Below are 22009 nucleotides of genomic sequence, written 5' to 3' on the forward strand. Positions count from 1 at the left end.
CTCAGCGATTCGCAGCGGCGCAGCGTTCGGCCGACTCTAGCGTGTTGACCAGCAGCATGGTGATGGTCATGGGGCCGACCCCGCCCGGCACCGGGGTGATCCAGCCGGCCACCTGCTTCACACCCTCGAAGTCCACGTCGCCGCAGAGCTTGCCTTCGTCGTTGCGGTTCATGCCCACGTCGATCACCACCGCGCCGGGCTTGACCATGTCCTTGGTCAGCACATTGCGCTTGCCCACCGCGGCCACGACCACGTCGGCCTGGCGCGTCATCGCGCCCAGGTCGGCGGTGCCGCTGTGGCAGATGGTCACGGTGGCGTTCGCTTGCAGCAGCATCATCGCCATGGGCTTGCCGACGATATTGCTGCGGCCGATCACCACCGCATGCTTGCCGCGCAGGTCCTTCATGCCGATGCTCTCCAGCATCTTCATGCAGCCATAAGGGGTGCAGGCCTTGAAGCCTTGCTCGCCCACCATCAGCGCGCCGGCGCTGGCGACGTGGAAGCCGTCCACGTCCTTCTCGGGCGAGATCGCCTCGATGACCTTGTGGTCGTCGATGTGCTTGGGCAGCGGCAGCTGCACCAGGATGCCGTGGATGCTGGGGTCATTGTTGAGCGCCTCGACGCGCGCCAGCAGCTCGGCCTCGCTCATCGTTGCCTCGTACTTCTCCAGCACCGAGTGCAGGCCGGCGTCCTCGCAGGCCTTGACCTTGTTGCGCACATAGACCTGGCTGGCCTGGTTGTCGCCCACCAGCACCACCGCCAGGCCGGGCTTGAGCCCCTTGGCCGTCAGCGCCGCGGCGCGCTGCGCCACCTCGGCGCGGAGTTGCTTGGAGAGGGCGTTGCCGTCGATCAGTTGGGCGGTCATGGTGAGGACTCCTTGGAATGCAAAAGGCCGCTGAACAATCAGCGGCCTCGGGTGGGGGCAGGTCTTGTCAGGCCTTGGCGGGTGCGCCCAAGGCAATCTTGAGCAGGTCGGCCACGGTGTTGGCGTTCAGCTTCTCCATGATGTTGGCGCGATGCGCCTCCACCGTCTTGATGCTGATGCCCAGATCGTCGGCGATCTGCTTGTTGAGGCGGCCGGCGACGATGCGCTCCAGCACCTGCGCTTCACGGGTGGTGAGGCGCGAGAGCAGGGCGTCGCGGCTGGCGGCTTCCTGGTGGCTGGAGAAGGCGTCGCGCGCCTGGTCGAGCATGCGCTCCACCAGGGCCAGCAGCTCGTCTTCCTTGAAGGGCTTCTCGATGAAGTCCATCGCGCCCTTCTTCATGGTCTGCACCGCCATCGGCACATCGCCATGGCCGGTGATGAAGACCACCGGCAGCGGGCTGCGGCGTTCCAGCAGGCGGTCCTGCAGCTCCAGGCCGCTCATGCCTTCCATGCGGATGTCGGCAATCAGGCAGGCCACTTCGCGCGGGTCGTAACGGCTCAGGAACGACTCGGCGGAGTCAAAGCACTTGACGCGGTAGTCCTTGCCCTCCAGCAGCCATTGCAGGGAATCGCGCACGGCTTCGTCATCATCGACAACGTAGACGTTGCCCTTCTTAGGAATCAGGCTCATGGTGTCGCAGCAGTGTTCAGGGCGGGTCCCGAGGGTTCGGGACGGGATAGTTCGACGGGGATGGTGAAGGCGAACCTGCACCCCACGATGGAGGCGCCATTGTAGAGGTTCTCGGCACGGATCCGGCCGTGGTGGGACTCCACGATAGACCGGCATAACCCTAAGCCAATGCCCATGCCATCGGACTTGGTGGAGAAAAAGGCCTCGTACATGCGCTCGATCACCTCATCGGGCAAACCCGGCCCCATGTCGGTGACCGAGAACTCGATATTGCCGCCCAACTCGGCCGTGTGCTTGGGCACCACGCGCAGCTCGATATGGCGGCGCGAGACCGGCAGCGCGGCGTTGTCGATTGCCTCGGCGGCGTTCTTCAGCAGGTTCATCAGCACCTGCTCGATCAGGATCGGGTCCACCATCAGGGTGGGCAGGCGCTGCGCCACATAGGTGTGGATGGCCACGTTGCGGCGGCGCAGCTCGATGCCGGCCAGCTCCACCGCGTCCTCGACGATGGCATGCGCGCTGGAGGCCTGGCGCTGCGGTTCGCTGCGCTTCACGAAGTTGCGGATGCGGTGGATGATCTGGCCGGCGCGCTGCGCCTGCTTGGCGGTCTTCTCCAGCGCGGCCAGCAGATCGTCCTTCTGGATCGCGTCGTTGCGCACGCGCGAGACCATGCCGTTGCAGTAGTTGGTGATGGCGGTGAGCGGCTGGTTCAGCTCATGCGCCACGCTGGAGGCCATCTCGCCCATGGTCATCAGGCGGCTGGTGACCTGGGCCTTCTCGGCCTGCTGGGCGGCCTGCTCCTCGGCGCGGCGGCGCGCGGTGATGTCGGTGGCGATCAGCATCTGCGCGAGGCGGCCGTCGGTCCACTGCAGGTAGCGGGCGCGCACGTCGAACCACATCTCCAGGCCCTCGATATAGACCTCGCGCGGGTCCGAGCCCACCTCGGTGAGATGCTGGGCCGGCAGGCCGGAATAGTCGTCCACCTCGTCGTCGGCGTCGGGATCGTCCTTGCTGCGGCTCAGCTGGCTGCCGGCCAGCATGGCATGGCCCTTGGGGTCGGCGCCGAACCAGAGCCGGTAGCTGCGGTTCGCGAACAGCAGCTCGCCCTGCTGGACGGACAGCACCGAGACCGCCGCGTCCAGCCCCTCCAGCACGGTGGTGAAGCGCTCGTGCGAGGCGCTGAGCTGGTCGCGCACGCGCTTGGCCTCGGTGATATTGGTCATCGAGGTCATCCAGCCGCTCTGCTTGCCCTTGGGGTCGATCAGGGGCGAGACATACATGCGGGCGTCGAAGATGGTGCCGTCCTTGCGCATCACCTTGACCTCGGCGCCGCCGGCCGGGCTGCGGCCGTGGATCTCCTGCTGCAAGAGGCGCGCGTTCTCCTCGAAGCGGTCCGGCGGCCAGTAGGGGAAGGGCGGCTTGCGGCCGATCAGCTCGGCCTCGGAGAAGCCGGTCATGGCGCAGAAGGCCGGGTTCACATAGGAGATGCGCGAGTCCATGTCCATGGCGCGCATGCCGGTGAGCATGGAGTTCTCCATGGCGCGGCGGAAATTCGTCTCGTTGGCCAGCGCGGTCTGGAACTGCATGCGCCGGCGCATGTGCTTCCAGGTGCCCAGCAGCATCCACACCGTCAGCACCGAGAGCGCCACCACCATCCAGAACAAGGTGTTGCTGATCAGGCCGATCGAGGTGCGGTAGCCCTGGCCGCGCAGCACCAGGCCGTTGAGCGCCGGCGCCAGCGGCACCTCGGAGACGATGGAGGCGCGCTTGATGCGCTGGCCCGGCATGGGGGTGACGGTGGAGGCCATCACCTGCTCGCGCGCGTCCAGCACCGAGACCGCATGGCGGCCCGCCACCTCGGTGGGCACGTAGTAGCGCAGCAGGGCCTCGATCGAGTATTCGGCGATCAGCACGCCGGCAAAGCCGTTGCGGTCGATCAGCGGCACCTGCACCTGGAACACCGAGCTGCTGTTGTTGTCGGTGAAGGGCTGGGAATAGACCACCTGGCGCCGTTCCTTGGCGGCCTGGAAGGCGATCTCGGGGGCGGTGCCGGGGTTGCCGCTGGGCATGGAGGGGTCGCCGCCGTCCAGCACCATCAGGTTCTCGGCCTGGAAGCCGGCGCCGCTGACGCTGGCGCGGCGGTCGCGCCGGTTCGTCAGCCAGGTCACATGGGTGACCTCGGGGCGTTCGCGTGCGAAGGCGCGCGCCTGCACGCCGAATTCCTGCGGGTCGATGGCGCGCGTGACGATGTCGCGCGCGATCACCACCAGTTTTTCCTGGTTCTCGTTCAGGCGCACGCGGATCTGCTGCTGGGCGATCTCGGTATCGCGCTTGACGGCCTCGGCCTCGCGTTCGATTTCCTCGTTGCGCAGGTACCAGAAGGCCAAGATGATGGCCGCCAGGAACAGCATCACCGAGACCAGCGGGCCCAGGGTGGCAAAGCGGTCCTGGCGCGAGGGCGACTGGCGCCGCCACCAGGTGGCGGCCAGGCGTTGCAGCGGCGTGAGCGTGCGGCGCAGGGCGCCCTTGAAATCGAAACGGGAAAGCATGGCCCGATTATCCCGGCGCGCGCCGCCGGCCCAGCGAGCAATCCCTTTGATTTCATTATGTGAAACTGACTCGCACGATTTGGAATTTCAGAAAGCTTGTGAGAAACTCGCGCCGGAAAATTTCGACGCAGGATTTAGGAGACAACATGTCCGCGCAGCCTCAGTCTTTTCTCGGCGCCGCCGCCAATGACACCGACGCTCTCGAAACCAAGGAATGGCTGGACGCCCTGTCCGCCGTGATTGGTGAGGAAGGGGGCGAGCGCGCTCACTTCCTGCTCGAGACCCTCATCGACCATGCCCGCCAGGCCGGCATCGACGTGCCCTTCTCGGCCCACACGGCCTACGTCAACACCATCCCCACCGACCAGGAAGAGCGCTTCCCCGGCGACATCGACATCGAGGAGCGCCTGCGCGCCTATATGCGCTGGAACGCGATGGCGATGGTGGTGCGCGCGAATCGCCTGAACCCCGACGACGGTGGCGACCTGGGCGGCCACATCTCCAGCTTCGCCTCGCTGGCCACCATGCTGGGCTGCGGCTTCAACCATTTCTGGCATGCCGACGATGGCGCGCATGGCGGCGACCTGCTCTATATCCAGGGCCACAGCGCGCCCGGCATCTATGCGCGCGCCTTCCTGGAAGGCCGCATCAGCGAGGAGCAGCTGCTGTCCTTCCGCCAGGAGGTGGACGGCAAGGGCCTCTCCAGCTACCCGCACCCCAAGCTGATGCCCGAGTTCTGGCAGTTCCCCACCGTCTCGATGGGTCTGGGCCCCTTGATGGCGATCTACCAGGCGCGCTTCCTCAAGTACCTGCACGCGCGCGGCATTGCCGACACCTCCAAGCGCAAGGTCTGGGTGTTCCTGGGCGACGGCGAGATGGACGAGCCGGAATCGCTGGGCGCGATCGGCCTGGCCGCACGCGAGAAGCTGGACAACCTGATCTTCGTGGTGAACTGCAATCTGCAGCGCCTGGACGGCCCGGTGCGCGGCAACGGCAAGATCATCCAGGAGCTGGAGGGCGAGTTCCGCGGCGCCGGCTGGAACGTCATCAAGCTGATCTGGGGCGGCTACTGGGATCCGCTCTTGGCGCGCGACAAGGAAGGCCTGCTGCGCAAGGTCATGATGGACACGGTGGACGGCGACTACCAGGCCATGAAGGCCAATGACGGCGCCTTCGTGCGCAAGAACTTCTTCGGCAAGCACCCCAAGCTGCTGGAGATGGTGGCCAAGATGAGCGACGACGACATCTGGCGCCTGAACCGTGGCGGCCACGACCCGCAAAAGGTCTATGCCGCGTACCACAAGGCGGTCAATACCGTGGGCCAGCCCTCGGTGCTGCTGGTCAAGACCGTCAAGGGCTATGGCATGGGCAAGAGCGGCGAGGGCAAGAACACCGCGCACCAGACCAAGAAGCTCACCGACGACGACATCAAGTCGATGCGCGACCGCTTCGGCATCCCGATCGCCGACGCCGACCTGCCCAAGATCCCCTTCTTCAGGCCGGCCGAGCACACGCCCGAGGCGCGCTATCTGCACGAGCGCCGCCAGCAACTGGGCGGCTACCTGCCCAAGCGCCGCCCGCGTTCGGACGAGCATCTCGCGGTGCCAGGTCTTGACACCTTCCAGGCCATCCTCGAGCCCACCGCCGAGGGCCGCGAGATCTCCACCACGCAAGCCTATGTGCGCTTCCTGACCCAGCTGCTGCGCGACAAGGATCTGGGCCCGCGCACCGTGCCCATCCTGGTGGACGAGGCACGCACCTTCGGCATGGAAGGCCTGTTCCGCCAGATCGGCATCTACAACCCTGCGGGCCAGCTCTACACCCCGGTCGACAAGGACCAGGTGATGTACTACCGCGAGGACAAGGCCGGCCAGATCCTGCAGGAAGGCATCAACGAGGCCGGCGGCATGGCCAGCTGGATCGCCGCGGCGACCTCGTACTCGACGAACAACCGGGTCATGATCCCCTTCTTCGTCTACTACTCGATGTTCGGCTTCCAGCGCATCGGCGACCTGGCCTGGGCCGCCGGCGACATGCAGGCGCGCGGCTTCCTGCTGGGCGGCACCTCGGGCCGCACCACGCTGAACGGCGAAGGCCTGCAGCATGAGGACGGCCACAGCCACATCCTGGCCGGCACCATCCCCAACTGCGTCAGCTACGACCCCACCTTCGCGCACGAGGTGGCGGTGATCATGCAGCATGGCCTGAAGCGCATGGTGCAGGACCAGGAGAATGTCTACTTCTACATCACCCTCTTGAACGAGAACTACCCGATGCCGGGCCTGAAGGCCGGCACCGAGGAGCAGATCATCAAGGGCATGTATCTGCTGGAAGAGGCCGCCCCCGGCCCCCTGAGCGTGAACCTGCTGGGCTCGGGCACCATCCTGCGCGAGAGCCAGGCCGCCAAGGGCCTGCTGGAGCAGGACTGGGGCGTGAGCGCCAATGTCTGGAGCTGCCCGAGCTTCAACGAGCTGGCGCGCGACGGCCAGAACGCCGAGCGCTGGAACCTGCTGCACCCCACCGAGCTGGCCTGCGTGCCCTTCGTGACCCAGCAGCTCAGCCGCACCAGCGGCCCGGTGATCGCCTCCACCGACTACATGAAGAACTACGCCGAGCAGATCCGCGCCTTCATCCCGGCGGGACGCTCCTACAAGGTGCTGGGCACCGACGGCTTCGGCCGCTCGGACTTCCGCTCCAAGCTGCGTGAGCACTTCGAGGTGAACCGTCACTACATCGTCGTGGCCGCGCTCAAGAGCCTGGCCGACGAGGGCAAGCTGCCAGCCGCCAAGGTGGCCGAGGCGATCGCCAAGTACGGCATCAACGTCAACAAGATCAACCCGCTGTACGCCTGATTCGGCGGCGATCGGAGACACGAAATGGCATTGGTAGAAGTCAAGGTTCCGGACATCGGTGATGTCAAGGACGTGGCCGTGATCGAGCTGCTGGTGAAGGTGGGCGACAGCATCAAGCTGGAGCAGAGCCTGATCACCGTGGAGAGCGACAAGGCCTCGATGGAGATCCCCAGCTCGCATGCGGGCGTGGTGAAGGAGATCAAGGTCGCCGTGGGCGACAAGGTCAACGAGGGCAGCCTGGTGCTGCTGCTCGAAGCCGAGGGCACGGCCGGCGCGGATGCGCCGGTACCGGCGTTGGCAGCGGCGCCCGTGGCGGCGCCCGCGCCGGTGGCAGCCCCCGCCGTCGCCGCAGCAGCCCCCGCCGCCAGTTCGCTGGTGGAGGTGTTCGTCCCGGACATCGGCGACTTCGAATCGGTCGCAGTGATCGAGGTCTTCGTCAAGCCCGGCGACACCATCAAGCTCGAGCAGAGCCTCGTCACGGTGGAGAGCGACAAGGCCTCGATGGAGATCCCGTCCTCGCATGCCGGCGTGGTCAAGGAACTCAAGGTCAAGCTGGGCGACAAGGTCGCCAAGGGCAGCCTGCTGGCGATCGTGGAAGTGCAGGGGGCTGCTGCGGTGGCTGCAACGGCCGCGCCTGTGGCGGCCGCGGCCGCTTCGAGCGCCAACACCGTGGTGGCGGCCGCCCCCGCCGCGCCGGTGGAGCGCATCGCGCCCACCGCGGCGCTGCCGGCCCATGAGCCCAGCACGCCCACCGGCCGCCTGCCGCATGCCAGCCCCAGCATCCGCCGTCAGGCGCGCGAACTCGGCGTGCCGCTGGACGAGGTCAAGGGCACGGGCCCCAAGGGCCGCATCCAGGAATCCGATCTGCAGGGCTTCGTCAAGTCGGTGATGGCCGGTGCGGTGCAGACCCTGGCCCAGAAGGCCGCGGCACCCGCGGCGGCTGCGGCCTCCGGTGGTGCTGCGTTGCCGGGCCTGCTGCCTTGGCCCAAGGTCGACTTCGAGAAGTTCGGCGCCATCGAGCGCAAGGAACTCTCGCGCATCAAGAAGATCTCGGGTGCCAATCTGCATCGCAACTGGGTGGTGATCCCGCATGTCACCAACCACGACGATGCCGACATCACCGAACTCGAGGCCTTCCGCGTGCAAACCAACAAGGAGAACGAGAAGTCGGGCATCAAGGTCACCATGCTGGCCTTCATGATCAAGGCGGCCGTGGCGGCGCTGAAGAAGTTCCCCGAATTCAACGCCTCGCTGGAAGGCGAGGGCGATGCCCAGAAGCTGGTGCTGAAGAAGTATTTCCACATCGGCTTTGCGGCGGACACGCCCAATGGCCTGGTGGTGCCGGTGATCAAGGACGCCGACAAGAAGGGCATCTTCGAGATCAGCCAGGAGATGGGCGAACTCGCCAAGAAGGCGCGCGACGGCAAGCTCGGCCCGGCCGACATGGCCGGCGGCTGCTTCACCATCTCCTCGCTGGGCGGCATCGGCGGGCGCTATTTCACGCCCATCATCAATGCGCCCGAGGTGGCCATCATGGGCGTGTGCAAGAGCCAGATCGAGCCGGTCTGGGACGGCAAGGCTTTTCAACCGCGCCTGATGCTGCCGCTCTCGCTGAGCTGGGACCACCGCGTCATCGACGGCGCCGCGGCCGCCCGCTTCAACGTCTACTTCGCATCGCTGCTGGCGGACTTCCGCCGCATCGTTCTGTAATCGGGAGCGTCAAATGGCATTGATCGAAGTTCAAGTTCCCGACATCGGCGACTTCAAGGACGTGGCCATCATCGAGTTGCTGGTCAAACCCGGCGACGCGATCAAGGCCGAGCAGAGCCTGATCACGGTGGAGAGCGACAAGGCCTCGATGGAGATCCCCAGCTCGCATGCGGGCGTGGTGAAGGAGCTCAAGGTCTCGCTGGGCGACAAGGTCAACCAGGGCACGGTGCTCTTGCTGCTTGAGTCGGACGCCGCGTCAGTGGCAGCACCGACGTTGGCTGCTGCTCCCACGGCCGCGCCCGTGGCGGCACCGGTGGTGGCACCCGTCGCTGCTGCCTACACCGGCAGCGCCGACCTGGACTGCGACGTGCTGGTGCTGGGCGCCGGCCCCGGCGGCTACTCGGCCGCCTTCCGTGCCGCTGACCTCGGCCTCAAGGTCGTGCTGGTGGAGCGTTATGCCACGCTGGGCGGCGTCTGCCTGAACGTGGGTTGCATCCCCTCCAAGGCGTTGCTGCATGTGGCGGCGGTGATGGACGAGGTCTCGCACATGGCCGATCTGGGGGTGGACTTCGGTGCGCCCTCGGTCAACGTGGACAAGCTGCGCGGCCACAAGGAAAAGGTCATCGGCAAATTGACCGGCGGCCTGGCGGCGATGGCCAAGATGCGCAAGGTCACGATCGTGCGCGGCTACGGTGCCTTTGTGGACCCCAACCATGTGCAGGTGGAAGAGACCACCGGAGGCGCGCAGGAGAAGACCGGCGCCACCAAGACCATCCACTTCAAGAAGGCCATCATCGCCGCCGGCTCGCAGGCGGTGCGCCTGCCCTTCCTGCCCGACGACGAGCGCATCGTCGACTCGACCGGCGCGCTGGCCCTCAAGGGCACGCCCAAGAAGATGTTGATCATCGGCGGCGGCATCATCGGCCTGGAGATGGGCACGGTCTACAGCACCCTGGGTGCGCGCCTGGACGTGGTGGAAATGCTGGACGGCCTGATGCAGGGCGCCGACCGCGACCTGGTCAAGGTCTGGCAGAAGCTGAATGCCAAGCGCTTCGACAACATCATGTTGAAGACCAAGACCGTCGGCGCCGAGGCCACGCCCGAGGGCATCAAGGTGCAGTTCGAATCGCTGGACGGCGCCAAGAGCGAAGGCATTTACGACCTGGTGCTGCAGGCGGTGGGCCGCACGCCCAATGGCAAGAAGATCGCCGCCGACAAGGCCGGCGTGGCGGTGACGGACCGTGGCTTCATCAACGTCGATGTGCAGATGCGCACCAACGTCGCCAACATCTTCGCCATCGGCGATGTGGTGGGTCAGCCCATGCTGGCGCACAAGGCGGTGCACGAGGCCCATGTGGCGGCCGAAGTCATCGCCGGCGAACTGCTGGGCGACGAGAAGCTGGCCCGCAGCCAGTTCGACGCCCGCGTGATTCCGAGTGTGGCCTACACCGACCCCGAGGTGGCCTGGGTGGGCCTCACCGAGGACCAGGCCAAGGCGCAGGGCATCAAGGTCAAGAAGGGCCTGTTCCCCTGGACGGCCTCGGGCCGTGCCATCGCCAACGGCCGCGACGAGGGCTATACCAAGCTCTTGTTCGATGACTCGCCCGAAGCCCATGGCCACGGCAAGATCCTCGGCGGCGGCATCGTCGGCACCCATGCCGGCGACATGATCGGCGAGATCGCCCTGGCCATCGAGATGGGCGCCGACGCGGTGGACATCGGCAAGACCATCCATCCGCATCCGACCTTGGGCGAAAGCATCGGCATGGCCGCCGAAATCGCGCATGGCAGCTGCACGGACGTGCCGCCGGCACGGAAGTAAGCGCGGCGGATTCTGTTGTTCTGAAAGCCCGGATCGGTAACGTTCCGGGCTTTTCTCGTTCTTGGATCAATGGCTGGGGGCAGCAGCCGGCACAAAGCGGAAGTTCATTGCACGCGCCGCGGCCCAGGCCGGCAGGCACTCGGCTCCAGAGGCGGAGGCCTTCACTGCGTTCAGGCTTCCCTCGCTGCTCGCCAAACCGGGACTCGCGCACAACTCGCCGTCGCACCCCTTCGGGCCGGCGTGTGCCAGTGGCACCCGCCTGTGCTCCAGCTCAAACAAGGTGCGCTCGACGCATCGCCCGCAGCGATGCGCAACCCGGTTTGGCTGCGCTACTCGGCACCGCCAATGGGGCCTCGCACCTACCGGCCTGGGCCGCTCGGATCCCGCGCATGGCACGAGGGGCGCGCACAACCATCGGTGTTGGCAAAGCCCTGGGCGGGTGGTTGCGGCGGCCCTCTTGCGCTGCCGAGGAGCACAGGGCCTTGCGGCCGCGCGCGTACTCGCGCGCCTCAAGCGCTGGATTGGCGCACTTTGTCTGAACGCAGCGAGCCGCAGGTGAGCGAAGTGAGTTGTGCGCCAGGCCGCAAGGGCCGAGCACCGCAGGGGAGCCCGAGCTGCGCGAGGGCCTGCGCATCCGGGCCGCAGCGGCCACCCGCCCAGGGCTTTGCCGCCCGCCTCACCTTGGCATAACCCCCTCGGTATTCCAGTGACTGCTTCGTGCCGAATGCAGCCATCGGCATCAACCGTACGACGACCCGCTAGGCCTCGCCCGGCGCATGGTCGCCGGTGGGCAGCATGGTGTTGGCGGCCAGCATGCGCGCAAAGCGCTCGGGCTGCTCGCCCACCAGGCGCAGCCCGATCAAGCCGCGCCCGTGCTGGCAGACCAGGGCGATGTCCTGCAGCTTCAGTTGATCGAGTGCGCTGCGCACCCAGTCGCCATGGCGCTGCTAGCTGTAGTCGCTGCGCTGGCCGCCCTCGCCGTCGTCCAGCTGCAGGTAGTGCGGCGCGGAGTCGTCGCCGGGCCGCGCTCAAGGCGATGGAGCGCCCGCCTCCTCTTTGGGTAGCAGCAGTGCTAGCAGCGCCTGGCTCGGATAGCCATCGGCCGGCAGCCCCTCGCGTTGCTGCCAGGCCCGCAGTGCGGCGCGGGTGGCCGGGCCGAACACGCCGTCCGCGCTGCCCGGGGCGAAACCCTGCTCGGCCAGTGCACGTTGCATGGCCTGCAGCTGCGTGCGGCTGAGCGGCAGCAGCTCGCGCGGCCAGGCGGCACGCACGCCCTCGTTGCGGCCCGCCAGCCGGTCGCTCAGCAGGCCGATGGCCAGCGCATAGCTGTCCGAGGCGTTGTAGCGCCGGATCACCTGCCAGTTGTGTGCGACCAGAAAGGCCGGCCCACGGCTGCCCGCCGGCAGCAGCACCCAGGCATCGCCCATCGGGGCCAGCCTCTCGGCCTGAGGATCAGCAGGCCGCAGGCCCTCGGCGGCCCAGGCAGCACTGGTCTGCTTCAGCGTGGCGTCGGCGCGCAACGGGTCAAAGCCCGGTGGCAGCAGCACTTCCTGGCCCCAGGGCTCCTCGGCCCGCCAGCCGCGCCGGCGCAGGTAGTTCGCCGTCGAGGCCATCACATCGGGCAGGCTGGCCCAGATGTCGCGCCGGCCGTCGCCATCGGCGTCCTGCGCATCGCTCAGGAAACTGCTGGGCATGAACTGGGTCTGGCCCATGGCCCCGGCCCAGGAGCCGAGCAGGCGGGCCCGGTCGGTGTCGCCTGCTTGCAGGATGCGCAGCGCCGCCAGCAGCTCGCGCCGCGCCATCGCTTCGCGTCGGCCGTCCACCGCCAGCGTGACCAGCGCATCGATCACCGGCACGCTGCCTTGGTCGCGACCGAAATCGCTCTCCAGGCCCCAGAACGCGGCGAGCAGCGGCACGGGGATGCCATGGCTAGCGCTGGCCTGTTCCAGCGCGGCACGTACCGCCGGCTCGGCCAGCCGCGTGAGCCCCTGCTTGACCCGCGAGGCGGACACGGCGCTGTCCAGATAGGCCCAGATCGGCCGCGTGAACTCGGGCTGGCTGCGATCCAGCGTCAGCACCTTTGGCATGCATTGCAGCGGCCCGAAGGCGGCGTCGAGCACCGCCTCGCTGATGCCCGCGGCGCGCGCCTCGGGGCGGAAGGCCTGCGCCCAGGCGAGGCAGCGTGCCTGCAGTTCCTCGGCGCTCATCTCGGGGGTGAGGCTGGCGGAGGTTGCCTGAGCAGGGGCGGCTGGTGCCAGCACTGCCGCGGCGCGCGGAACCGGCGATGCCGGTTGGCTCGGTGGCGCGCTGGCGCAGCCGGCCAGGGCAGCCAGCAAGACCGTGAGCGTCAGGCCTGCGTCGATCCTGGCGCAGCGCCGCACCGCGGCGATTCGAGTGTTCACAAGCTGTTCGTCCGCCAATGATCAAGCCAGGGTCAGCAGGCTCTCATCCCAATCCGCGTGCTTGTCGTAGCCCAGCAGCGCGGCCGTGGTGGCGGCTACATTGGACAGGCCGGCCGTGGCCGTCTGCTTCAGGCTGATGTGCAGGCCGGGGATGCTGTGATACAGGATCAGCGGCACCGGGTTGAGCGTGTGCGCGGTCTTGGCCTTGAAGCTGCCGTCCTTGTTGAGTGAGGGCTGGCCGGTCTTCTTGTCCAACTCGTACATCTCATCGGCATTGCCATGGTCGGCGGTGATCAGGGCCACGCCGCCGGCCGCGTCCACGGCCTTGAGCAGGCGGCCCAGCGCCAGGTCCACCGCCTCGATGGACATCATGGCCGCGTGGAAGTTGCCGGTGTGGCCCACCATATCGCCGTTGGCGAAATTGCAGCGCAGGATCTTGTGCTGGCCGCTCTGCAGCGCGGCGATCATCGCGTCGGCAATCTCGGCAGACTTCATCCAGGGGCGCTGTTCGAAGGGCACCACGTCGCTGGGCACCTCGAGATAGGTCTCGCCCTCGAACTTGCTGGAGCGGTTGCCGTTCCAGAAGTAGGTGACATGGCCGAACTTCTGCGTTTCCGAGCAGGCGAATTGCGTCACGCCGAGCTTGCTGAACCATTCGCCCGAGGTGTTGCGGATCGCCGGCGGCGCCACCAGAAAGCGCGCCGGCAGCTTCAGGTCGCCGTCGTACTGCAGCATGCCGGCATAGGTGACCTTGGGGGCCCGCACGCGGTCGAACTTGTCGAAGGCTGCACCTTCCTCGAAGGCGCGGGTGATCTCGATCGCCCGGTCGCCGCGGAAGTTGAACAGCACCACCGCATCGCCGTCCTCGATGGTGCCGATGGGCTGGCCGTGCTCGGCGATCACGAACTCGGGCAGGTCCTGGTCGATCACGCCGGGGTGCTGCTGGCGCAGGCCCTCGATGGCGGCGCCGGCGTTGGGGAACTGCGGGCCCTGGCCGAGCACATGGGTCTTCCAACCGCGCTCGACCATGGGCCAGTTGGCGTCGTAGCGGTCCATGGTGATGCACTGGCGGCCGCCACCGGAGGCGATGCGGGCGTCGAAATCGGCGTCGCTCAGCTCGGCCAGGAAGGCCTCGAAGGGCAGCACATAGCCCAGCGCGCTGGTCTCGGGCACATCGCGGCCATCGATCAGCGCGTGCACGCGCACCGAGCGCAGGCCCTCGGCCTTGGCCTGCCGCACCAGGGCCTTGAGGTGGTCGATATGGCTGTGCACATTGCCGTCGGACAGCAGGCCGATGCAGTGCAGCCGCCCCGCTTTGCCGGCGCTGCCGGCCTTGGCGGCGGCAACGATCTCCTGCCAGGCCTGGCCCTGCCAGATCTCGCCCGAGGCGATCGAGTCGGCCACCAGGGCGGCGCCCTGGGCATAGACCTGGCCGGCGCCGAGCGCGTTGTGGCCGACCTCGGAGTTGCCCATGTCCTCATCGGAGGGCATGCCCACCGCGGTGCCATGGGCGCGCAGGCGGATGTTCGGGTGCTGTGCGAACAGCTTGTCCAGGGTCGGCTTGTTGGCGGCCGCGATGGCGCTGCCGGCGTCCGTCTTCGAGAGGCCGTAGCCGTCCATCACGATCAGCACCACGGGGCCGACGGCGGCGGCGACTTGGGAGAGGGATTCGTTTCTTTGCAGCATGGGGAGAAGTGAGCTGTAAACGGGTGAGTGCCCGGACGGCGCGCTCAGGTGGGCGCGCTGCCGCGCTGGCCGCTATTGTGCGTCTCGTCCGTGATGAGGCGGCGCAGCCAGGGGATCAGCGCCATCAGGGCGATGCCCACCACCACGCTGCCCAGCCCCAGCTGGGTGAACAGCGCGGCATAGGCCGGGTTGCTCGTGAGCGCGGTGCTGCCGGCCGGCTGCGCCACCATGCCGGAGAAGTCGGCAGCGAACAGCGAGGCCAGGCCGGTCACCAGCATCCAGCTGCCCATCATCACGCCCTGGTACTGGCGCGGTGCCAGCCGGCCAATCATGGCGTAGCCCACCGGCGAGATCAGCAGCTCGCCTAGCGACTGCAGCACATAGCTGGCGAACAGCCAGACGAAGGCCACCTGGCCCTGCGCGTTGGCGAAGTGGATGCCCAGCGGCAGGGCCAGAAAACCCAGGCCCATCAGCAGCAGCGAGGCGGCAAACTGCTGCGGCACGTCCAGCGGCCAGCCGCGCGCGCGCAGGCGCACGAACCAGGCCGACAGCAGCGGCCCGCCCAGCACGATCACCACGGTGTTGATGTTCTGCACCCATTGCGGCGCGATCGTCACGCCCCACAGCTCCAGCTTCACATTGCCCACCGCGAACAGCTGCAGGCCGCTGGGCGCCATCTGGTAGAGCGACCAGAACATCAGCGAGCCCAGCGTCAGCACCAGATAGGCCCACATGCGCTTGCGCTCCGGCACGTCGCGGTGGCGCAGCGTCAGCACGATCAGGGCCAGGGCTACCGCGGCGCTGATCAGCTTGACCAGCGACTCGGTGCCCTCGGGATGCTGCAGCAGCCACCACAGCAGGGGCACCAGGCCGATCAGGATGGCCGTGCCGGCGGCAAAGCGGGCGCGGAACTGCGCCGCGCCGACCTTCATCAGCGGCGTGTCCAAATCGGCAAGCACCTTCCAGAAGGCCAGCGCGAGCACGATGGCGAGGATGTTGCCGACGGTGGCGAACCAGAACAGGCTGCTGTAGCTCTGGCTCAGCTGGAAATGGCCGGCCACCGTGAAACCGATGAAGAAGCCCACGTTCATGCCCGCGTAGTTCCACAGGAAGGCGCCCTCGCGGCGGTCGTCCTCGGGCGCGAAGCGCTGCGTCAGCATCATGTTGAGGCAGGTGACGTTGAGGCCGCTGCCGGTCAGGAACAGCGCCAGCCCCCAGTACAGCAAGGCCTCGGTGCCGCCGGCGATGGCGGCACAGCCGAACACCTGCAGCAGCATGCCGCCGACGAAGAGATTGCGGTTGCTGAGAAACCGGCCGCCCAGATAGCCGCCGAACAGGTGCAGGCCGTAATTGAAGGCGCCGAACACCCCCATCACCAGCGAGGCATGCTCGGCGCTGAAGCGCAGATGCTCGGTGGCATACAGCACCAGGCTGGAGTACAGCACGGCATAGCCCAGCGTGGAGAACATCTGGACGAAGAACAGCACGCCCGAGCCGGGCGGGATGCGAGCGAGGCGCTGTGAGGTCGTGGACAAGGCTTGGGCTTTCTGGTTAGGGGGCGGCGAATCTTAGAGCGAGTTGGCCCGCCCTCGCCATGCGTCGGCCCGGCGCGTCATTCACCGGGCGCGGCTGTTCATTCGCCGAAATCCGCGCGACAAGCGCCGCCGGCTTCGCTATCGTCGCGGCCATTCACTCAGGGAGCTTTTCCACCATGTCCCATCGATCTCGCGACTGCGAGCGGCGCCGGCCGCACGACCATCTCTTCACCGGCCTGGTGCTGATCGTGATCGGCAGCGCCGCACTGCTTGAAAAGCAGGGCTATGGCGTGCTGGACTTTCTCTGGACGCATTGGCCGCTGGCGATCACCGTGCTGGGCCTGCTGCGCCTGGTGACGGCGCGCAGTGCGCGCCAACTCGGCAGTGCCTGTTTCCTGCTGCTGCTGTCGGCCTGGCTCTATGCCTGCGAGACCAGTTACCTGGGCCTGAGCTATCACAACAGCTGGCCGCTGCTGCTGCTGGCCCTGGGCCTGGGCAAGATCCTGATGGGCGGCTTTGGCCTGCTGCGTGGGCGCGGCGACGCGGCGCGACGCGACGGGGAGGGCCAGCCATGAGCAACAACCATCGCGACCCGCGCCAGCAACTGCTGCTGGGCCTGGTGCTGGCGCTGCTGGGCCTGCTGTTCCTGCTGGACAACTTCCACGTCTTCGACGTGCGGCGCATCCTGCCCTTCTGGCCGCTGGTGCTGATCGCGCTGGGCGTGCTCAAGTTCACGCAGTCGCCGCAGGGCCCGGGCCGCGGCTTCGGCGCGGCGCTGATCGTGGTGGGCAGCGTGCTGACGCTGCGCCATCTGGGCCTGTTCGACTTTCGCTGGCGCGACTGGTGGCCGCTGCTGCTGATCGCGCTGGGCCTGCTGGTGATGTTCAAGGGCCGCATCGGCGCGGGCTGGCGCACCGCCGAGGGGCAGCCGGTCGAGCAGCTGAACACCGACCGCATCGACCTGACGGCGGTGCTGGGCGGCAACCAGTCGCGCGTCAGCAGCCCGCAGTTCAGCGGCGGCAAGGTCACCGTGGTGCTGGGCGGTGCGCAGCTGGATCTGCGCCAGGCCTCGGTGGAGGGCACGGCCCGGCTGGATGTGTTCGTGCTGATGGGGGGCCTGGAGCTGAAGGTGCCGAACGATTGGGCCGTGACCGTGAACGGCCATCCGGTGCTTGGCGCGATTGAGGACAAGACCGTGCCGCCGCTCCTGAGCAGCAAGCGCCTGGTGATCCACGGCGAGGTGATCCTGGGCGGCATCGAACTGCGCAACTGAGCGGCGATGCGCTCGGTCTATCTGCTGCTGCTCCGGCCGGCCGCGCTGCTGGGCCTGCTGGCCGCCTGCGCGCTGCTGGGCAGTTTGCTGGCGGGCGCGCTGGTCTGGCTGGCCGGCTGGGGCTGGGCCGCGGCACTGGGCGCGGCCATGCCGCTGGTGCTGCTCTATGCGCTGCTGCTGCCCTCGGCCTGGGAGCTCAGCCGCGCACTGCCGCTGGCGCGCGGCCGCGCCTGGCTGGGGCTGGCGCGCTATGCGGTGGCCGCGCTGCTGGTGGGCGGCTTGTGCCTGCTGCTGGCCTGGGTCTGGCTGGAGCCGGCCGCGCCGCTGGCGGCGAGCCTGTTCGCGCTTGCCAGCGGCGGCTATCTGCTGGCACTGCTGGCCGCCGATGCCCTGCAGGCCTGGGCCGGCCTGCGCGATGCGGAACATCGCGCCGAGCAGGCGCAGGCGCGCGCCGTGGAGGCCGAGCTGCTGATGCTGCGCAACCAGGTGAATCCGCATTTCCTCTTCAACTGCCTGAACTCGATCAGCGCGCTCACCAGCTTCGACGCCGCGGCGGCGCGCCGCATGACGCTGGCGCTGGCCCAGTACTTCCGCCAGACCCTGGCGCTGACGCAGCGCGACTGGATCACCCTGGACGAGGAGCTGATGCATTGCCGCGGCTATGTGGAGATCGAGCAGGTGCGCTTTGGTGAAGAGCGCCTGCGCTTCGACTGCGAGCTGGCCGACGGGGTCGGCGCCGCGCTGCTGCCGCCCATGCTGCTGCAGCCGCTGGTGGAGAACGCCGTCAAGCATGGCATCGCCGCGCGCAGCGAGGGTGGCACGCTGAGCCTGCGCGCGTTGCGGCAGGGCGACTGGCTGCACCTGCAGCTCGCCAACCCGCTCGCCAACCCGCTTGCCCTGGCCGCCGCCACCAACCCCCACGAGCTCGGCACCGGCACCGGGCTGCACAATGTGCGCCAGCGGCTGCTAAGCCTGTTTGCCGGCCGGGCCAATCTGCGCCTGCGCAGCGAGGCCGGGCAGTTCGTGGCCGAGATCACCCTGCCCTGGAGAAGCGAGCCATGAGTGCCCCGGATGCAAAGAGGCTGACGGCCCTGCTGGTGGACGACGAGGCGCTGGCGCGGCGCTTGCTGCGCGAGTTCCTGAAGGCCCACCCCGAGATCGAGATCGTCGGCGAATGTGCCGATGGCGAGGCGGCGCTGGCCGCCATCGAGGCGCTGACGCCCGATCTGCTGTTCCTGGACATCCAGATGCCGGGCCTCAGCGGCCTGGAGGTGCTGGGCTTAAGCGGCCGCGAGCATGGCGTGATCTTCACCACCGCGCATGAGGCGCATGCGCTGCGCGCCTTCGAGCTGCACGCGGTGGACTATCTGCTCAAGCCCTTTTCGCAGGCGCGCTTCGACCGCGCGCTGGCGCAGGCGCGCAAGCTGCTGCCGCTCGCCACGCCGGGCCTGCAGCAACTGGTGGCCGCCGGCAATCCGCAGCGCATCCTGGTGCGCGACCGCCAGCAGCTGCATGTGCTGAGCCCCGAGCAGGTGCTGTGCGTGGAGGCGCAGGACGACTATGTGTGCATCCACACGCCCGAGCGCAGCCTGCTGAAGACGCAGACCCTGGCCGAGTTCGAGGCCGGCCTGGACCCCCAACGCTTCGTGCGCGTGCACCGCTCCTGGCTGATCAATCTGGACCAGCTGCTGCAGCTGGAGCGCCAGGGCAAGGACCAGTTGCTGGCGGTGCTGCGCGGCGGCCGCAAGGTGCCGGTGAGCCGCGCCGGCTACGAGCGCATCAGGCCGCTGCTCAAGTGAGCGATGGCAGGCGGCCGCAATCGGCGGTGCCGAAGCGGTCCACCTGCAGGCGCAGGCGCTGGCCCTGGCGGTAGGTCTGCCACTGCGGCTGCGCCAGCCGGCAGGTCCAGGCGCGGCCATCGGCGGCGCGCAGCAGCAGCTCGAAGAACTCGTGCCGCTTGCCCGCGCGTTCCGCGCCCAGCTGTTCGGGCGCCAGGCGGTTCAGCGCCGGCACGGGCCAATGCGGCGGGCCGGGCGCATCGCCCTCGGCCTGCGCGCTGTGCAGCGCGCGCCATGCCGGCACGCTGTAGCGGCAATGCTCGGCCGGCGCGCTGCGCTGGCCGCTCGGGTCGGGCAGCAGGCGCCGGCCGATTTCGCGCGCGCCGGCGGGCATCTCGTCGCACCAGCCGGAGGCGCTTTCGGCCACCAGGGTTTCGATCTCGATCACCAGGCGCCAGCGCTGCTGCTCGATCCGCACCGGCACGCCGCTGGGGCCGAACAGCCACCAGAGCGCCAGCAGCAGGGGCGGCGTCATCCACAGCGCCGCCCAGAGCGGCGAGCGCGGGCGGCGGCCGAGATAGCCGGGGTTGATCTGCTGCATGCCGCGCATTGTCAGCGCAGCGGCATGGCCCGGGCTTAGACGCTGAGCCGGAGCGCGCGCAGCGCGCGGTCGGCACGCCGGAAGGTGGGCACGCCGCCGGCCTCCAGCAGGCGCGCCAGCTCGTCGTAGATGGAGCCGCCGTCGATCACCGCGATGCAGGGCTTGGGCTGGCCCTGCAGCAGGCGGATCCAGCGCGTCGCGATGGCGTCGGGCTCCAGCGCCGCCGCGCCCAGGGTCTTGAGCGCGGGCGTGAGCGGCACCACGCCCACCAGGGCCAGGTCCACGCCGGGGTCGGCCAGCACGGCGGCGATCACCGCCTCGTAGCCGGCGTCGCCGCACATCGGGGTGAGGTCCAGCGGGTTGCCCACGTCCACCAGCTCGGTGAGGCGCTCGCTGGCGAACACCTGCTTCAGGCGCGCCTCGGTGGCCGCGCCGAAGTGCGCCAGCTGGAAGGGGCCGAGGTTGTCGGCCATCGACACGCATTCAAAGCCGGCATTGCTGACCGCCGCCAGGCGCCGGCCGCGCAGCGCGCGCCGGCCCAGCGCCAGATGCAGGCCGATCAGCGCCTCGAAATCGGTGATGGTCTCGGCCAGCATGACGCCGCAGCCGCGCGCCAGCTCGCGCGTCACCGCCGCATTGCCGGCGATCGAGGCGGTATGGCTGCTGCTGGCCTGGGCGCCCTCCTGGGTGCGGCCGGCGCGGTAGAGGATGACCTTGCGGCCGCTGGCGGTGATGGCGCGGGCGGCGCGCAGGAACTTCAGCCCGTCGAGCTCCTTGAAGCCCTCCACATAGACGGCAAAGACCTCGATCGCCGGGTCGTGCTGCAGTTGGCTGAGGTAGTCACCCACCGTCAGATCGCTCTGGTTGCCCAGCGTGATGCAGTAGCGCGGGTTGACATGGTGGAACTGGTTGAGCCGGGTGATGGCGAAGGCGCCGCTCTGGCTGATGAGGGCCAGCGGCGATTCAGGCCCGGCCGAGAAGGGCAGCTTCTCGCCGGGGATGAAGAGGGTGTTGTAGCGGCCCGGCAGCGAGCGCACGCCCAGGCAGTTGCCGCCGTTGATCAGCGGGCCCTGGTCGGGGGAGGCGCGCGCCGCCAGCAGCGCTTGCTGCATGCGCGCCACCAGCTGCTCGGTGCCGGCCTTTTCCTCCAGCCCGCCGGGGATCACGATCACCGCCTGCGCCTTGCCCTGCGTGATCACCTCGCCCAGCACCCCGGGCACCTGGGCGGCGGGCACGATCAGCACCAGCAGATCCACCGGCGCGGGCAGGGCGCTCACATCGGCCACGCAGGCCACACCGTCCAGCGTCGCCAGGCCCGGCTTGATGACGGTGAGCGCCGCGGGGTCGAAGCCCTGGGCGAGGATGTTTTGCAGGATGGTGCGGCCCGGGCCGCCTTTCTCGGACACGCCCATGACGGCCATGCTGGCGGGCGCCAGCAGCTTTGCCAGCTTGTGCAGCGGGCGCTGCGGCGGCTCGGTCAGGTAGGGGCGCTCGGGCAGGCGCACCACGCTGTCCAGCGCGATCAGCTCGCCGGCGCTTGAGATCACCAGCGGGTTGATCTCGATCTCGATCAGCTCGGCCGGCATGCGCTGCCGCGCCAGCGTCAGCAGCTTGTCCAGCAGCGCACGCAGCCTGGCCTCGGGCAGCAGGGCGGGCTGCTGGCGCCAGGGTTGGGTGGCGAATTGCGCCACCGCATTGCTGGCAAGGTCGAACTCGGCCGTCAGCTCGGGCGAGAACACCGACAGCTCGCGGCCCGGCCTGAGCTGGCCGGCCAGGTACTCGGCCGCCACGCCGCCGCAGGCCAGGCTCAGGGTGGCGCCGAAATCCTCGGTCCAGCGCAGCCCGACCAGAAACTCATGGCCGAAGGCGCGCTCGTACTCGATGCATTCGTTGAGGCTGTAGCCGCTCACCGCGTAATGCGGGGCCAGCCGCGCATGCATGTCGGCCAGCACCTCGGCCACGGCCTCCAGGCGGTTGTCGACGATCTTCACGCCGCCCAGCTCGGTCTTGTGCAGGATGTCGTGCGCCACCACCTTGACCACCACCTTGGTGCCGGGCGGCAGGTGTTCGGCGCGCAGCGCCGCGGGCCCGTCCAGCAGCACCTGCTGCGGCACGCGCACGCCGGCCTCGGCCAGGATCTGCAGGCCTTCGGCCTCGGTCAGGGTGTGGCGCTGCTCGGCGCGCGCGCGGGCCAGGATCGTCGGTGCGGTGTTCGTCATGCTGGCGGCGATGCTAGCGAGCCGCG

Annotated in this window: 16 protein-coding genes; 7 read left to right on the plus strand and 9 right to left on the minus strand. The window is 68.5% G+C overall.

Annotation, left to right across the window (positions count from 1 at the left end):
- Position 1: 1 nt before the first annotated feature.
- The 3 genes from folD to AC3WQY_RS00315 form a co-directional block, all read right to left on the minus strand.
- A complete protein-coding gene (gene folD / locus AC3WQY_RS00305) occupies positions 2 to 865 on the minus strand; it encodes a bifunctional methylenetetrahydrofolate dehydrogenase/methenyltetrahydrofolate cyclohydrolase FolD (protein WP_492704876.1) in 864 nt (287 codons plus the stop codon).
- A gap of 67 nt (positions 866 to 932) precedes the next feature.
- Positions 933 to 1556, minus strand: coding sequence for a response regulator transcription factor (locus tag AC3WQY_RS00310; RefSeq protein ID WP_285233057.1), 624 nt, complete (start codon positions 1554 to 1556; stop codon positions 933 to 935).
- Complete coding sequence (locus AC3WQY_RS00315; protein WP_492704878.1) at positions 1553 to 4105, minus strand: PAS domain S-box protein; 2553 nt, start codon at positions 4103 to 4105, stop codon at positions 1553 to 1555. The genes AC3WQY_RS00310 and AC3WQY_RS00315 overlap by 4 nt, the downstream gene beginning before the upstream one ends.
- Positions 4106 to 4251: 146 nt before the next feature.
- Here AC3WQY_RS00315 and aceE point away from each other — a divergent pair, with 146 nt between their 5' ends.
- Genes aceE through lpdA form a run of 3 tightly spaced genes read left to right on the plus strand, consistent with a single transcriptional unit; the run spans position 4252 to position 10489 of the window.
- Positions 4252 to 6957 carry a pyruvate dehydrogenase (acetyl-transferring), homodimeric type gene (aceE, locus tag AC3WQY_RS00320; protein ID WP_492704880.1) on the plus strand — a complete coding sequence of 902 codons (2706 nt, stop codon included), beginning with the start codon at positions 4252 to 4254 and terminating at the stop codon, positions 6955 to 6957.
- Between the two features lie 24 nt (positions 6958 to 6981).
- Entirely contained in the window at positions 6982 to 8667 is a 1686-nt protein-coding gene (aceF, locus tag AC3WQY_RS00325; RefSeq protein WP_492704882.1) for a dihydrolipoyllysine-residue acetyltransferase, read from the plus strand.
- Positions 8668 to 8680: 13 nt separating this feature from the next.
- Positions 8681 to 10489 carry a dihydrolipoyl dehydrogenase gene (gene lpdA, locus AC3WQY_RS00330; protein WP_492704884.1) on the plus strand — a complete coding sequence of 603 codons (1809 nt, stop codon included), beginning with the start codon at positions 8681 to 8683 and terminating at the stop codon, positions 10487 to 10489.
- A 758-nt stretch (positions 10490 to 11247) separates the two neighbouring features.
- Here the strand turns inward: lpdA and AC3WQY_RS00335 are convergent.
- From AC3WQY_RS00335 to AC3WQY_RS00350, 4 genes are all read right to left on the minus strand, one after another.
- A complete protein-coding gene (locus AC3WQY_RS00335; protein ID WP_492704886.1) occupies positions 11248 to 11418 on the minus strand; it encodes a hypothetical protein in 171 nt (56 codons plus the stop codon).
- A 99-nt stretch (positions 11419 to 11517) separates the two neighbouring features.
- Positions 11518 to 12891 carry a lytic murein transglycosylase gene (locus AC3WQY_RS00340; protein WP_492704888.1) on the minus strand — a complete coding sequence of 458 codons (1374 nt, stop codon included), beginning with the start codon at positions 12889 to 12891 and terminating at the stop codon, positions 11518 to 11520.
- A 21-nt stretch (positions 12892 to 12912) separates the two neighbouring features.
- Positions 12913 to 14577, minus strand: coding sequence for a 2,3-bisphosphoglycerate-independent phosphoglycerate mutase (gpmI, locus tag AC3WQY_RS00345; RefSeq protein ID WP_492704890.1), 1665 nt, complete (start codon positions 14575 to 14577; stop codon positions 12913 to 12915).
- 44 nt (positions 14578 to 14621) lie between these two features.
- Positions 14622 to 16112 (minus strand): peptide MFS transporter, encoded by a 1491-nt coding sequence (locus tag AC3WQY_RS00350; protein WP_492704892.1) that lies wholly within the window; start codon positions 16110 to 16112, stop codon positions 14622 to 14624.
- 176 nt (positions 16113 to 16288) lie between these two features.
- On the opposite strand from AC3WQY_RS00350, the gene AC3WQY_RS00355 reads away from it, so the two are divergent.
- Genes AC3WQY_RS00355 through AC3WQY_RS00370 form a run of 4 tightly spaced genes read left to right on the plus strand, consistent with a single transcriptional unit; the run spans position 16289 to position 19184 of the window.
- Positions 16289 to 16687, plus strand: a complete 399-nt coding sequence (locus tag AC3WQY_RS00355; RefSeq protein ID WP_492704894.1) for a LiaI-LiaF-like domain-containing protein — start codon at positions 16289 to 16291, stop codon at positions 16685 to 16687.
- Positions 16684 to 17385 (plus strand): LiaI-LiaF-like domain-containing protein, encoded by a 702-nt coding sequence (locus AC3WQY_RS00360; protein WP_492704896.1) that lies wholly within the window; start codon positions 16684 to 16686, stop codon positions 17383 to 17385. Before AC3WQY_RS00355 ends, AC3WQY_RS00360 begins: the two co-directional genes overlap by 4 nt.
- Positions 17386 to 17391: 6 nt before the next feature.
- On the plus strand, positions 17392 to 18447 hold the full coding sequence (locus AC3WQY_RS00365; protein ID WP_492704898.1) for a sensor histidine kinase: 1056 nt from the start codon (positions 17392 to 17394) through the stop codon (positions 18445 to 18447).
- The gene (locus tag AC3WQY_RS00370) at positions 18444 to 19184 is read left to right on the plus strand and encodes a LytR/AlgR family response regulator transcription factor (protein ID WP_492704900.1); all 741 of its coding nucleotides are present in this window, start codon (positions 18444 to 18446) and stop codon (positions 19182 to 19184) included. Before AC3WQY_RS00365 ends, AC3WQY_RS00370 begins: the two co-directional genes overlap by 4 nt.
- On the opposite strand, the gene AC3WQY_RS00375 is transcribed toward AC3WQY_RS00370, so the two are convergent.
- Both AC3WQY_RS00375 and AC3WQY_RS00380 read right to left on the minus strand, forming a co-directional pair.
- Positions 19177 to 19764, minus strand: a complete 588-nt coding sequence (locus tag AC3WQY_RS00375; protein WP_492704902.1) for a hypothetical protein — start codon at positions 19762 to 19764, stop codon at positions 19177 to 19179. The two genes, AC3WQY_RS00370 and AC3WQY_RS00375, sit on opposite strands and share 8 nt — an antisense overlap.
- A gap of 35 nt (positions 19765 to 19799) precedes the next feature.
- Positions 19800 to 21983: an acetate--CoA ligase family protein gene (locus AC3WQY_RS00380; protein WP_492704904.1), complete on the minus strand. Its 2184-nt coding sequence runs from the start codon at positions 21981 to 21983 to the stop codon at positions 19800 to 19802.
- Positions 21984 to 22009: the final 26 nt, after the last annotated feature.

It is taken from the genome of Roseateles sp. FW301-B2, assembly GCF_058788955.1.